The sequence below is a fragment of the Serratia liquefaciens ATCC 27592 genome (assembly GCF_000422085.1).
Classification (GTDB): Bacteria; Pseudomonadota; Gammaproteobacteria; order Enterobacterales; family Enterobacteriaceae; genus Serratia; species Serratia liquefaciens.
The window spans coordinates 397,771-410,728 of sequence record NC_021741.1; the positions used below are offsets into that span (position 1 = coordinate 397,771).

General features: G+C 55.1%; 13 protein-coding genes. 7 read left to right on the plus strand and 6 right to left on the minus strand.

The features are described 5' to 3' along the window. Positions 1–48 precede the first annotated feature (48 nt). The 4 genes from M495_RS01830 to M495_RS01845 all read left to right on the plus strand — a co-directional run bounded on the left by M495_RS01830 (position 49) and on the right by M495_RS01845 (position 4,521). Positions 49–1,020, plus strand: a complete 972-nt coding sequence (locus tag M495_RS01830; protein WP_020824960.1) for an HlyD family secretion protein — start codon at positions 49–51, stop codon at positions 1,018–1,020. After that, positions 1,002–2,156 carry an ABC transporter permease gene (locus M495_RS01835; RefSeq protein ID WP_020824961.1) on the plus strand — a complete coding sequence of 385 codons (1,155 nt, stop codon included), beginning with the start codon at positions 1,002–1,004 and terminating at the stop codon, positions 2,154–2,156. The genes M495_RS01830 and M495_RS01835 overlap by 19 nt, the downstream gene beginning before the upstream one ends. Then, the gene (locus M495_RS01840) at positions 2,153–3,295 is read left to right on the plus strand and encodes an ABC transporter permease (protein WP_020824962.1); all 1,143 of its coding nucleotides are present in this window, start codon (positions 2,153–2,155) and stop codon (positions 3,293–3,295) included. The genes M495_RS01835 and M495_RS01840 overlap by 4 nt, the downstream gene beginning before the upstream one ends. A 104-nt stretch (positions 3,296–3,399) precedes the next feature. Beyond that, positions 3,400–4,521: a ribosomal protein uL16 3-hydroxylase gene (locus tag M495_RS01845; protein ID WP_020824963.1), complete on the plus strand. Its 1,122-nt coding sequence runs from the start codon at positions 3,400–3,402 to the stop codon at positions 4,519–4,521. Between the two features lie 68 nt (positions 4,522–4,589). Here the strand turns inward: M495_RS01845 and M495_RS01850 are convergent, their stop codons facing one another. Together M495_RS01850 and ubiU are read right to left on the minus strand one after the other, a co-directional pair. Beyond that, the gene (locus M495_RS01850) at positions 4,590–5,468 is read right to left on the minus strand and encodes a U32 family peptidase (RefSeq protein WP_020824964.1); all 879 of its coding nucleotides are present in this window, start codon (positions 5,466–5,468) and stop codon (positions 4,590–4,592) included. 11 nt (positions 5,469–5,479) lie between these two features. Further along, complete coding sequence (ubiU, locus tag M495_RS01855; RefSeq protein ID WP_020824965.1) at positions 5,480–6,475, minus strand: ubiquinone anaerobic biosynthesis protein UbiU; 996 nt, start codon at positions 6,473–6,475, stop codon at positions 5,480–5,482. 254 nt (positions 6,476–6,729) lie between these two features. On the opposite strand from ubiU, the gene ubiT reads away from it, so the two are divergent. Together ubiT and M495_RS01865 are read left to right on the plus strand one after the other, a co-directional pair. After that, a complete protein-coding gene (gene ubiT, locus M495_RS01860; RefSeq protein ID WP_020824966.1) occupies positions 6,730–7,251 on the plus strand; it encodes a ubiquinone anaerobic biosynthesis accessory factor UbiT in 522 nt (173 codons plus the stop codon). Then, positions 7,245–7,748 (plus strand): GNAT family N-acetyltransferase, encoded by a 504-nt coding sequence (locus tag M495_RS01865; RefSeq protein ID WP_020824967.1) that lies wholly within the window; start codon positions 7,245–7,247, stop codon positions 7,746–7,748. Before ubiT ends, M495_RS01865 begins: the two co-directional genes overlap by 7 nt. On the opposite strand, the gene M495_RS01870 is transcribed toward M495_RS01865, so the two are convergent. The 4 genes from M495_RS01870 to speFL all read right to left on the minus strand — a co-directional run bounded on the left by M495_RS01870 (position 7,735) and on the right by speFL (position 12,050). Beyond that, positions 7,735–8,043: a GIY-YIG nuclease family protein gene (locus M495_RS01870; RefSeq protein WP_071846548.1), complete on the minus strand. Its 309-nt coding sequence runs from the start codon at positions 8,041–8,043 to the stop codon at positions 7,735–7,737. The two genes, M495_RS01865 and M495_RS01870, sit on opposite strands and share 14 nt — an antisense overlap. A 90-nt stretch (positions 8,044–8,133) precedes the next feature. Beyond that, positions 8,134–9,450, minus strand: a complete 1,317-nt coding sequence (potE, locus tag M495_RS01875; protein WP_041415181.1) for a putrescine-ornithine antiporter — start codon at positions 9,448–9,450, stop codon at positions 8,134–8,136. 63 nt (positions 9,451–9,513) lie between these two features. Beyond that, entirely contained in the window at positions 9,514–11,676 is a 2,163-nt protein-coding gene (gene speF, locus M495_RS01880; RefSeq protein WP_020824970.1) for an ornithine decarboxylase SpeF, read from the minus strand. Positions 11,677–11,945: 269 nt separating this feature from the next. Continuing rightward, positions 11,946–12,050, minus strand: a complete 105-nt coding sequence (gene speFL / locus M495_RS25445; RefSeq protein WP_112363015.1) for a leader peptide SpeFL — start codon at positions 12,048–12,050, stop codon at positions 11,946–11,948. Positions 12,051–12,488: 438 nt separating this feature from the next. On the opposite strand from speFL, the gene M495_RS01885 reads away from it, so the two are divergent. Next, on the plus strand, positions 12,489–12,917 hold the full coding sequence (locus M495_RS01885; RefSeq protein ID WP_020824971.1) for a YhbP family protein: 429 nt from the start codon (positions 12,489–12,491) through the stop codon (positions 12,915–12,917). Positions 12,918–12,958 lie beyond the last annotated feature (41 nt).

Consider the following 12,958-nt stretch of genomic DNA (forward strand, 5'->3'; position numbering starts at 1 on the left):
TGGACATGATGATTTCACCTGCCGCTTATTGCTCAGGGAGCTGAGAGAATGAAAAAAAAGACGTTGTTTACCCTACTGTTGATGGTGGTGGCGATCGCCATGGCGATATTGTTCCGCGCGCATAATCAGGATTTGTTGTTGCAGGGCGAAGTGGATGCGCCTGAGGTGATTGTGGCTTCCAAGGCTAAGGGACGAGTGATTGAACGTCTGGTGGAGCGTGGGGACGACGTGCAGGCAGGGCAAGTGATGATTCATCTCGACAGCCCGGAACTGATGGCGCAACTGCGTTCCGCGCAGGCGTCGCGCGATGAGGCCAAAGCGCAGCTCGAGCAGTCGCTGCACGGCACGCGTGAAGAAAGCATCCGCAACCTGCGCGCCAACCTGGCGCAGTCCGAAGCGCAATATCGCAACGCGCAAAACGACTACAACCGCAACCTGAGCGTGGCCGGTAAAGGTTATATTTCGAAATCTGAATTGGACGCTTCTCGCCGCGCGCGCGATACCGCTTTTCAACAGGTGCAGGCCGCCAAAGCCAACCTGGACGAAGGGATTAACGGCGACCGTGTCGAATTACGGCAACAGTACGCTGCGGCACTGCGAGCAGCGGAAGAAAACTTGCTGCAGGTGAAAGCCCAGACGGACGACTTGCAGGTATTAGCTCCGGTGACCGGCGAAGTTGGGCCAATACCGGCAGAAGTGGGCGAGTTGTTGAATGCGGGTAGCCCATTGCTGACGCTGATCCGCATACCGGACGCTTATTTCGTGTTTAACCTGCGTGAAGATATTTTGGCTCACGTGCGGAAGGGCGACAAAGTCCAGATGCGGGTACCGGCATTGAAGGACAAAATGATCGAGGCGGAAGTGCGTTATATCGCGCCGCTGGGCGATTACGCCACCAAACGCGCCACCCGAGCAACCGGTGACTTCGATCTGAAAACGTTTGAAGTGCGCCTGTATCCGTCACAGCCGGTAGACGGCCTGCGCCCAGGGATGAGCAGCTTATGGCTATGGAAAGAGTAAGGGCCGGCTGGCGCTGCTTCAGTCATGCGTTTGGCAACGAGTGTCGGCTTGCCTTCCGCAGCCCGGTGGTACATTGGCTGAGCTGGATCTTCCCGCTGATCCTGTTTGGTCTGATCAGCAGTAACTTTTCGGAAGGGACCTTGCTCGATCTGCCGGTGTCGGTAGTGGACAGCGATCACAGCCCGCTATCCAAATCGCTGACGCGCCGTCTGGATGCCGGTTCGCACGCCCACGTCGAGGCTTACCCCGGTGGGCTGCAGGAGTCGCTGCATCGCCTGCGTAGCGCGCAGGATTATGCGCTGCTGTATGTGCCGCCGGATTTTGAGGCCAACGCGCTGGCTGGCAAACAGCCGAGCGTGGTGATGTACTACAATGCGTTGTTTTACGGTGCGGGGCTGTATTCCACCCAGGACTTCAGCGGCCTGATGACCGAAATCAACGCCAGCTACCGCAGCATCATCGCCGGCGAGATGGGCAAAACACTGCCGCCCCTGGCGGACGTGACGCTTTCCTACGGCAGTTTATTCAACGCCAGCGGCAGCTATATTTATTATCAACAGTTTGCCGCCACCATCCACCTGCTGCAGCTGTTCGTAGTGACCTGCATGATTTACGTGTTGGCACGCAGTAAATCCTTGTTGAAGGCGCGGCCGTTCAGCCTGGCGCTGCTCGGCAAGTTGGCGCCGTACACCTTATGTTTCACCAGCTTGCTGATGGTTGAAATTGCCGCGCTGGTGGGCATTTTTGACGCCCGCGTCAGCGGCAATCCGCTGTTCATGCTGATGATTGGTTTCTTCTACGTGATGGCGGCGCAGAGCATTGGCCTGCTGTTGTTTACCTTTACCAGCAGCACCATCACCGCCTACAGCCTGATCGCTATTTTGGTGAGTATTGCGCTGACCTTTTCGGGCATGGCGGTGCCGGAACTGTCGATGCCGCTGCCGGCGCGCATTATTTCCAATATTGAGCCGTTAACTCATGCGTTGTACGCCATGTTTGACGTATTCCTGCGGCAAGTCCCTGCCAGCGCCATCTTCAGCGTCTGTGCGTTGCTGTCGATTTATCCGCTGGTGACCGCACTGCTGGTGCGTAACCGGCTGTTGGCGCGGCTGTTAAAAGAAGGGGGGGCAGGATGAAACTTTATTGGCAAACCTTCGTCCGGGTGCTGCTCGGCATGCTGGAGCGGCCGATGTGGCTGATGTTGATCCTGTCGTTGTGCGTCATGAGCATGGTCTATGCCAACCGCACGGTATGGGATCTGCCGGTGGGCGTCATCGATCAGGATCACAGCACCGCCAGTCGCCAGCTGATCCGTCAACTGGACGCCACCTCCAAAATCGCTATTGAAACCTACGACAGTCTTGAGCAGGCGCAGCGGGATCTTGGCTGGCGCAAGCTGTTCGCGGTGATCATCATGCCGGTGGATCTGGAGAAGAAGATCCTGAGCGGCCAGAATATCGTGGTGCCGGTGTATGGCGATGCGACCAACCGCCTGGCCAACGGGCAGATCCAGCAGGATGTGGTGGCGGCTTATCAGCAGTTGCTGACCCAGTACAACAACGGCCTGCTGTTACGCAGCGGTTTCAGCGAACGCCAGGCGCAGGTGATCCTGACGCCGATCGTCGGACAGACGTTGGATGTGTTCAACCCGGGCATCAGCTTTGCGGCGATCATCTTCCCCGGCCTGCTGGTGATGCTATTGCAGCACTCGTTGTTGATTGCCTGCGTGCGCGTCAGCATTGCCATGAAGAGCATGCCCGGGGGCAAAGCGCCGCTGGCGGCGCATCTGGGGGGGCTGACGGCGTTGCTGCCGATCTGGCTGTTCCTGTCGATCGTGCTGTTTGTGCTGTGGCCATGGGTGCTGGGCTACCGGCAAACGGCGGGCATTGCGGAAATTCTGCTGCTGACCTTCCCGTTCTTACTGGCGGTGCTGGGGTTGGGCAAGCTGGTGACCGAGTGCCTGCGCAGCGTCGAAATGATCTACCTGACGCTGGCGTTTATTACGACGCCGATATTTTATCTTTCGGGCACCATCTGGCCGCTGCAGGCGATGCCGGGCTGGGTGCGGGCGATTTCCTACAGCATTCCCTCCACCTGGGCAACCAAGGCCGTTGCGGGGGTTAACCAGATGGGGTTGTCGCTGAACGAAGTGTGGGGGGACGTGGCGATGCTGCTGGTGCTGGGGATTGTTTACACCCTGTTGGGCTTCGGCGTAGGTTTCGTACGCAACAGCGTCGCGCTGCGCAGTATGTTCCGCAAACGGCAGGTTAATTAACGTTCCAGCAAGGGAGCCCCACCATTTCCTTGACCCTTAACAAGGTGGACAGACGCGCTGTCTCGCATAATCACGTCCGTGAATTTTCTTACTGGTGTGATTGTATGGCTTACCAACTGAACCTGAACTGGCCCGAGTTTTTAGAGAAATATTGGCAGAAAAAACCTGTTGTTTTGAAAAATGCCTTCCCGAATTTTGTCGATCCTATCACGCCAGACGAACTGGCGGGGCTGGCGATGGAGCAGGAGGTTGACAGCCGTCTGGTGAGCAACGCAGAGGGAAAATGGCAGGCCAGCAACGGTCCGTTTGAATATTTCGATGACCTCGGTGAAACGGGTTGGTCACTGCTGGCGCAGGCGGTTAACCACTGGCATGCGCCCTCAGCCGAGCTGGTGCGCCCGTTTCGCGCCTTGCCGGACTGGCGCCTGGATGATCTGATGATCTCCTTCTCGGTGCCGGGAGGCGGTGTGGGTCCGCATATCGACAACTACGATGTGTTCATCATTCAGGGGATGGGTCGCCGTCGCTGGCGCGTAGGCGATGCCTTGCCGATGCGTCAGTTCTGCCCGCACCCGGCGCTGCTGCACGTTGATCCGTTCGAGCCGATCATTGATGAAGAATTGGAACCGGGCGACATTCTGTACATCCCGCCAGGCTTCCCCCATGACGGTTTTACCCACGAAACGGCGTTCAACTATTCAGTAGGCTTCCGTGGGCCAAACGGCCGCGACTTGATCAGCAGCTTTGCTGATTACGCGCTGGAAAAAGATCTGGGTGGTGCGCATTACAGCGATCCTGATTTAACCCTGCGTGAACATCCGGGCCGGGTTGAAGAATATGAGCTTGAGCGCCTGCGCTCAATGATGTTCGAAATGATCGGCCAACCGGAAGACTTTAAGCAGTGGTTTGGCCGTTTTGCCACTACGCCACGTCATGAGCTGGATATCGCTATGGCGGAACCCCCTTATGAAGCGGAAGAGGTACTGAATGCGCTGATGGGTGGTGAAACCCTGACTCGCCTGAGCGGCCTGCGTGTGCTGCAGGTCGGCGACAGCTTCTTCGTCAACAGCGAGCGTCTGAACACCGTGGACGATCGTGTGGCCGATGCGCTGTGTCGTTATACCGAGTTGGGCCAGCCGGAGCTGGGTGCTGCGTTGCAAAATCCGGCCTTTGTGGCTGAGCTGACCGAACTGATCAATCAGGGATACTGGTTCTTCAAAGAGTAGTTGTCGCTGTTGGCTGACTTGCCGGGTGGCGCTACGCCTACCCGGCAGTTTTGTATTTTCTCAACGAATTAAGACACCAATTCCAGCCCCGCGACCCGGCGCCAGTAGCCGTTGCAGTCGGCTTGATCGGTGAGCGTTAACGGCTGCGCACCCTGCTCGTTGGCACGGAAACGTTCGACCAGAGCCAACGTCTCCGTGCTCTGCGGCGACAGGCGCACGATGTCTACCAATCCCTGCATACCGCTCAATTCGTTACCCAGGTTATAACAGTAGCCGCTCATGGTCTGAATACCGTTGAGCACGAACACCTGTTGCTGTTCTTGGGAACGCATCATGCGGCCTTGCGGGTATTTGATGCAGCAGGTTTCGCATTCGTCCTTGGCGCGGTCTTCAGACCGTGCGGTGAAGCAGCGTGCCGAATAGGCCAGCGGCAGGTGGCCGTAGCTCAGCACTTCCACTTCAAACTGCTGGCGGAAGCCCAGTTCCTCGCATTGAGCCAACAGTTTGGCCAGCCAGTCGCGTGACAGCTCGACCGGCATACACCAGCGGGTCATGCCCTGGCGGTGCAGCAGACGCAGGGTGTAGGCGTTGTAGCAATTCAGCGCGTGACCGGCGACGAACGGCAGGCCACGTTCCGCGGCCATGTTCACCGTGCCCAGATCGTTGGCTTCGATCAGGAATTCGCCGTTTTCCACATAACGCTTCAGTTCGTTCAGCTCGGACGGCGCCTGTAACAGTGCCAGGGTAGAGATCACCACCTGCTTGCCGCTGCGGGCTATCTCTTGCGCCAGCGCCAGCCAGTCTCCCACCTTCATTTCACGCCGTTTGGTGCAGACGCTTTCACCGAGATAAATAATCTCCGCGCTGCTGTTTACCGCCTGCTGATAAAAACTCTCGACCTCGGTTTTTGGCCAGTAGTACAGCACCGGGCCTAATGCGTATTTCATGCGTCCTCCTGCTACTGCCATTTGCGGTGATAGGCACCGAGGGTGGTCTGGGTGCCTTCGGACATCGAGCCGAGTGCCTCCATCCAGCCGACCTCGGCCTGATAAGCGGCCGGATCGGCCTGGCAGCGATCGATGGCCTGACGCCACACGCGGGCAACCTGGCTAACATAGGCCGGGCTGCGCTGGCGGCCTTCAATCTTTACCGAAGCGATATTGGCAGCCAGCAGTTCCGGCAGCAGTTCCAGCGTATTGAGGCTGGTGGGCTCTTCCAGCGCGTGGTAGCGCACGTCATCCACCAGATAGCGGCCCTTGCACAGCGTCGGGTAACCGGCATTTTCATCGTCCCGGTAGCGGTCGATCAGCACGCCGTTCAGGCGTGACTCCATACCCTGAGCCGTTTGCTGCCAGCGTACGTAGCGCGCCGGCGAACAGGCACCGACGGTATTGGGGGATTCGCCGGTCAGGTAAGAGGAGAGGTAGCAACGCCCCTCGGCCATGATACACAGGCTGCCAAAGGCGAAGACCTCCAGCGGCACAGGGCTGGTACGCGCCAACTGTTTAACCTGGTGCATCGACAGCACGCGCGGCAGCACCACCCGACCGACGTCGAAATGGCGTTGGTAGAAGCGAATTGCCTCTTCGTTAGTGGCAGAAGCCTGCACCGAAACGTGGCGCTCCAACTGCGGGTAACGTTCGGCGGCGTATTCCAGCATCGCCAAATCGGCGAGGATCAGCACGTCGGCACCCAACTGCGCCGCCATGTCTACCGCCCGTTGCCAGCGGGCATAGCCGTCTGGGTGGGCGAAGGTGTTGATGGCGATGTGCAGCTTGCGGTGGTGGCGATGGACGTACTCGACCGCTTCCTGCAGTTTTTTCTCGGTAAAGTTGAGGCCGGCAAAGTGGCGCGCGTTGGTATCATCTTTCAGGCCGATGTACACGGCGTCAGCGCCGTTATCCACCGCAGCCTTCAGGGCCGGCAGGTTACCGGCGGGACAAAGCAGCTCCATAGATTTATCCTGACTCAGCATGCACCCATGGCGGATGCGGGCTGTCACAATGTTTACCGGTGACCGTTTTTAACCGGCAAACGCTAATCGGGAGGCAATTTTAGTGAAAGCGCGCTGAACAGGCTTTGATTTGAGGCAGCTTCTGGCGTATTGATAAAGCTGGCGGCGAAATGCACTATTTGTTGATATAGAGCGCTTCTGCCGTGCGCCACTGTGGCAAAATAGTGCATCTGTGTTGAAAGGAGTGAACGACAGTGTTGGAACAATTACGAGCGCGCATTGTGCGCCAGGGGCCGTCGCTGCTGCGAGTACCGCTAAAATTCACGCCGTTTGCTTTGCAGCGCCAGCTTCTGGAACAGGTGCTGGGCTGGCAGTTCCGCCAGGCGTTGGCGGATGGCGATTTGGAATTTCTCGAATCGCGCTGGTTAAAGATCGAAGTCCGCGATCTGGCGCTACACTGGTTTATGACGGTAGAAAACGGCAAGCTGGTTGTCAGCCAACATGCCGAGGCTGATGTCAGCTTCAGCGGCGACGCCAACGATCTGATTCTTATCGCAGCGCGTAAGCAAGATCCCGATACGCTGTTCTTTCAGCGTCGGCTGCAGATTGAAGGGGACACCGAATTGGGCCTGTATGTAAAAAATCTGATGGACGCCATCGAGTTGGAAGCCATGCCGGCGCCATTGCGCCTGGGCCTGCTGCAACTGGCTGAATTTGTCGAAGCAGGGCTGCAGGAGGGCACGGTGCAAACTTCCCGTGTGCCGGTATCATGCTAATCCGCGTAGAAATTCCGGTAGATGCCGCAGGGATCGACGCGCTGTTGCGTCGTGCCTTTGGGCGTGACGACGAGGCCGATCTGGTGCAGCAACTGCGCGAAGATGGCCTGCTGACGCTGGGCATTGTCGCCACTGACGACGAAGGCGGCGTGGTAGGTTATGCGGCGTTCAGTCCGGTGGATGTGGCCGGGGAGGATCGCCAATGGGTCGGTCTGGCACCGCTGGCGGTGGACGAAAGCCTGCGTCGCCAAGGGCTGGGTGAAAAACTGATCTACGAAGGATTGGATTCGCTCAATGAGTTCAGCTATGCCGCAGTAGTGGTGCTGGGCGATCCCGCTTATTACGGCCGCTTTGGCTTTAAACCGGCTGCCGCCTACGGGCTGCAGTGCCGTTGGCCGGGCAGCGAAGCCGCCTTCCAGGTGTATCCGCTGGCGGAAAATGCTCTGGATGATGCGCGCGGGGCGGTGGAGTTTTCCGAGCCGTTTAACCGGTTTTAATCTCAGCGTCCGGCAGTAAATGATCCAACGAAAGAGGCGGGTGATTCACCAGCCTCTCTTTTTGCGTTTTGCTCAGTTGCTTCACCCGATATTCCAGCCTTAGCGCTTTAGAACGATCCCCCGCCAGGCAGTGAAACGCCAACACCAGCTCGCCTTTGCCCCGCAGTGCCTTTGCACCTTTGCCAGCCTGATGCTGCGCCAGACGTCGTTCGACGTCGGTAGTAATGCCGGTATACAGCATGCCGTTAGGCAGACGCAGCATGTAAAGGTACCAGGAGGAGAGGGTATCGGTCATGAATAAGCAGCGACTTCGGTGGTCAGGGTGGGAATATGATGGCATGTTCGCCGTCGTAATCCCACCCTGTCCGCCTGCGGATGATTACGGTTAGCCTTTTTTGCCCGCCATTTCAAAGCGAGGTGAAACGAGGCCGTACAGCGTCCAGCCGAGGAAAGTGGCGATGGCACCCCACATCATGGCCTCTTCACCGGAACTGTAGAGCGCATAGAAGCTGTAAAGCGCGCCAATGCCGGCAATGATGTTGGCGATCCGCGCTTTTTTCTCCGGCACTTTCGCCACCTTCTGAATAATGATCAGCGCCGCCATCGACAAGATGTAGGGGATAATATTGGTCACCACGGCCAGGTTAACCAGCACGTTGAACTGCTTGTTCAACGAGGGGCTGATGGTCATCAGCGACAGCACGCTCTGGATAACGACGATGGTCAGCATGCCTTTGACCGGGGCGTCCGCCTTGCTGAGTTTCGAGAAGATTTTCGGGAAGAAACCGCTGTCGGCGGAAGATTTGAATACCTGAGCGATGGTGAACTGCCACCCCAGCAGCGACCCGACGCAGGACATGATCATCAGTGCCATGATGATCTTGCCGACCGTTGGGTTGAACATATGGGAAAACGCCAGCCCAAACGGCGCGGTGGAATTGGCCAGGTCCATATTCGGTACTATACCGGCGATCACGTTGGTCGAAACGATATAGATCACTGCGGCGCTAAGCGTACCGCCCAATACGGCGATCGGCACATTACGTTCTGGGTTCTCCACCACATCGGTATTGGCACAGGCGGATTCGAGGCCCAGGAAAGCCCATAGGGTCATGGAAATCGAAGCGCCAATGGCTTCAAAAGTTGGCACCTGATGCGGGTTCCACGCGGCGACGTAAGCGCTGCCGCTGAACCAGTGCCAGCCGATGATCGAAATCCCGACCACCGGGATGATGACGCCCCAAACGGTGATGCCGCTGATCCTGCCGGTAATGCGAGCGCCGCCGAAGTTGGCGACCGTGGCTAACCACAGCACACCAATGGTGGCGATACAGATCCCCAACGGGCTCAGGTTGGCGCCAAACAGCTCGGTACCGTAACCCACGGCGGAAATGGCGATGGCGATATTGGCGATCAGTAACGAAACGCCGTAGGTATAGTTCGCCATAAAGTTGCCCGATTTGCCGAAGGCATATTCAGCATAACCCCCCATGCCGCCGGATTTACGGCTGAACATCCCGCATTTGGCGAAGGCATAGGCCAGCGCCATTGAACCAACCGCAGTGACCAACCAGGAAACAATAGAAATTGTGCCTACCTCGGCCAATTTGGTCGGCAGCATAATTATGCCGGACCCCATCATGTTGACGGCCGTCAGGATCGTTAACTGCACGACCCCCATTTTATTATTAGACTTACTCATGATCATTCTCTCTTTTATGATGCGATCTGGGCGGTGAATAATATTCACCGCCTTGTGAGGTCATTAATTACTCATGACGTAGCCGTAAGCGCGATTCCAGCCATCTTCATCTTGTTGGATATAAACACCCTGCAATTCCGGTGCGAAACCAGGAAGTAAATTAATGCCTTCCTCCAATGCCAGGAAATAACGCTGTGCAGCGCCACCCCATATTTCTCCAGGGACGACACATAAAACACCCGGAGGGTAAGGTAGTGCACCCTCTGCCGCAATACGGCCCTCAGCCTTGGCCAATGAAACCAATTCGATATTGCCGCGGACAAATTCTGTATTGGCATCTTGCGGGTTCATGGCGACACGAGGGAAATAATTCTTGCGGAACATCTCTTTTTGCAGTTCTTTAACATCGTAACTGACATAGAGATCGTGCATTTCTTGGCAAAGTTGACGCAGGGTATAATTCTTGTAGCGTTGCTCATTGCTTTTATATACCGCGGGCAGGACTTCACTGAGTAATGAATCCTGCTCGATGTGTTTTTCAAAGCGGGCAATCAGCGCCACCAGATGCTGCATTTTGGCGATGTCTTCGGCCGGCGTGAGAAGGAACAGGATCGAGTTGAGATCGCATTTTTCCGGTACTATGCCGTTTTCGCGCAGATAGTTGGCCAAAATGGTCGCCGGAATGCCGAAGTCACTGTAGTTACCGCTCGCCGTGTCTATGCCCGGCGTGGTGAGCAACAGCTTGCAAGGGTCGACAAAATACTGCGATTCCGCATAGCCTTCAAAGGCATGCCACTTCTCGCCTGGCACAAAGTTGAAGAAGCGCAAATCGTTGGCCATTGTCTCGGTGTCATAAGACTGCCAGGGCTTGCCGTCGATCTGGTCTGGAACAAAAGGTTTGATTAACTGGCAGGTCTCCAGCAGCATTTTACGGGCTTCAATCCCTACGCGAACGCACTCCTTCCACAGGCGCTGACCGCTTTTCCCTTCATGCATTTTGGCATTGACGTCCAGAGCGGCAAACAGCGGATAGAACGGGCTGGTGGAAGCATGCAGCATAAAAGCGTTATTAAAGCGTTTATGGTTGCAATAGCGACTTTGGCCTTTGATATGTTTGTCTTTTTTATGGATTTGTGAGGTTTGCGAGAAGCCGGCCTGCTGTTTGTGAACGGACTGGGTCACAATGATCCCCGGGTCGTTTTCATTCAGTTCAAGCAGTAAAGGCGAACAATCTTTCATCATTGGGATGAATTGTTCGTAGCCCACCCAGGCGGAGTCAAACAGGATGTAATCGCACAGGTGCCCAATCTTGTCGACCACTTGGCGAGCGTTGTAAATGGTGCCGTCGTAGGTGCCTAACTGGATGATTGCCAGACGGAAAGGCCGGGCCTCATTGGCACGTTCCGGCGCCACTTCGCGGATTTGCTGACGTAAATAACGTTCATCGAAGCAGTGCGCATCAATACCGCCGATAAAGCCAAATGGGTTGCGGGCGGTCTCCAGATACACCGGCGTTGCACCAGCTTGAATCAGTGCGCCATGGTGATTGGATTTATGGTTATTACGGTCGAACAACACTAAATCGCCGCGTGTTAACAGGGCGTTGGTCGCAACTTTGTTTGATGCCGAGGTCCCATTCAGCACGAAATAGGTCTTATCGGCGTTAAACACCTTGGCTGCGTGTTGCTGCGCGGCACAGGGTGCCCCCTCGTGGATCAATAAGTCGCCCAGTTTGACGTCCGCGTTGCACATATCGGAACGGAACAGCGTCTCGCCATAGAAATCAAAGAACTGACGTCCGGCCGGATGTTTACGGAAGAATTCACCGCCCTGATGGCCCGGACAGGCAAAGGTGGCGTTACCCATTTCGACATACTGCGTCAGCGTGTTGAAGAACGGTGGCAGCAGATCTTTTTCATATTTTACCGCCGCGGCCTCCAACTGCTTGCCGTAGAACTGGGTGTTTTTCCCGCAGAGTTCAAATACCCCGTGCAGCGCCGGTAATACGGCATTGTCCAACTCTTCTTCGCAGCAAACCGCCACAAACAGCGGGATGTTCAACCCGATCTCTTCGAGATGCGTCACCATGCCCTTCGTAACGTCCTCAACGGACAGCACAATGGCGGCGACATCATTGAAATCGCTCTGATGTACATCGACAATTTCACGTTCTGTTTCAAAGCAGCCCAGTGTTTTTTCATTAGCGGCAATTTTTAACTTTTTCATTTTCTCATTCTTCAGACAAAGGTATTCCACCGGCAAATAATTAAATCTGCCGTTAATACCTTATTAAAATAAAGGTGTACGAGAACCTGGCATGCCGGAAGGCATTCCTGAGTTCACTCTATTATTTTGTGATGACGTTCTTATCCCATGAAGATGAATTACGATGTTTTCCGCTGCGTAAGCAACAGCAGTTTATCTCTGTTGAACAGAGTGAAAAATAAGTCGTAATGATGTCTTGCGTTCGGAATAAGGACGAACGAGGAGGGAGGTTATCTGAAGTTAAAGAAAGCGAAGCTAAAGCAACTACGATGAGCCATCATCATAATATGGGTTGTGCGCCTGATATGCGCCATTTTTCTGTTGTTGTTTTCCATTTCTAATCCACCTTTGTGAGTGAAAAGATGGCGCTATTTTAACGCAGGCCTGAGCAAAATATGTGACATGCATCACGCATATACACCTTCAAGTAAATAACTATTCACTGGTTATGCATTGAGTTGCATAAGAATACCTCTGAAGAGTGATTATGCATGTAAATAGATTGATAACAAATAGCCCTTTCTGCCACCTGATTTTTTCTATGTGGGAGAAATAGCAAAAAAAATTGCGTTTAAGAGGGGCGTATAATGCGTAATTGAAGTGAGTTTGTTTTTATTATGTTATAAGTCCATACAATGATATTTTGTATATAAATTCACTTTATCTGGGTTTTTATTCCTTTTTGATTTTTGACGACATTGTTGTTATTTGTGACCCGCCTCAACAACACGGGTTAAGATGAAACAAGATAACGGGGAGAATTCACAGTGACTATGACCGATGAGCATCAACCTATCGCACAGTTTCTCAGCAAGCAGCACGTACTGACGCTGTGCGCGGGAAACGGCATGGATATGTGGTGCGCCAATTGTTTCTACGTGTTTGACGCCGAGCGGATGGCGCTGTGGTTGATGACCGAAACCCACACCCGTCACGGTGAGCTGATGCTGCAAAATGCCAGCGTGGTGGGCACCATAGCGCCGAAACCGAAGACCATCGCCTTGATCCGCGGCATTCAGTATCGGGCGCAAGCGACGATGCTGAACGGTGAGCAGGAGGCGTTGGCACGGGCACGTTACTGTAAGCGTTTCCCGATAGCCAAGATGATGAAGGCGCCGGTCTGGCAGTTGGATCTGCAGGAGGTGAAGATGACTGACAACACCCTCGGTTTCGGTAAAAAGCTTCACTGGGCGCGGGTCTGAATACCGCAAACTATACTTTTCAGCATCATCAATCAGCGGGA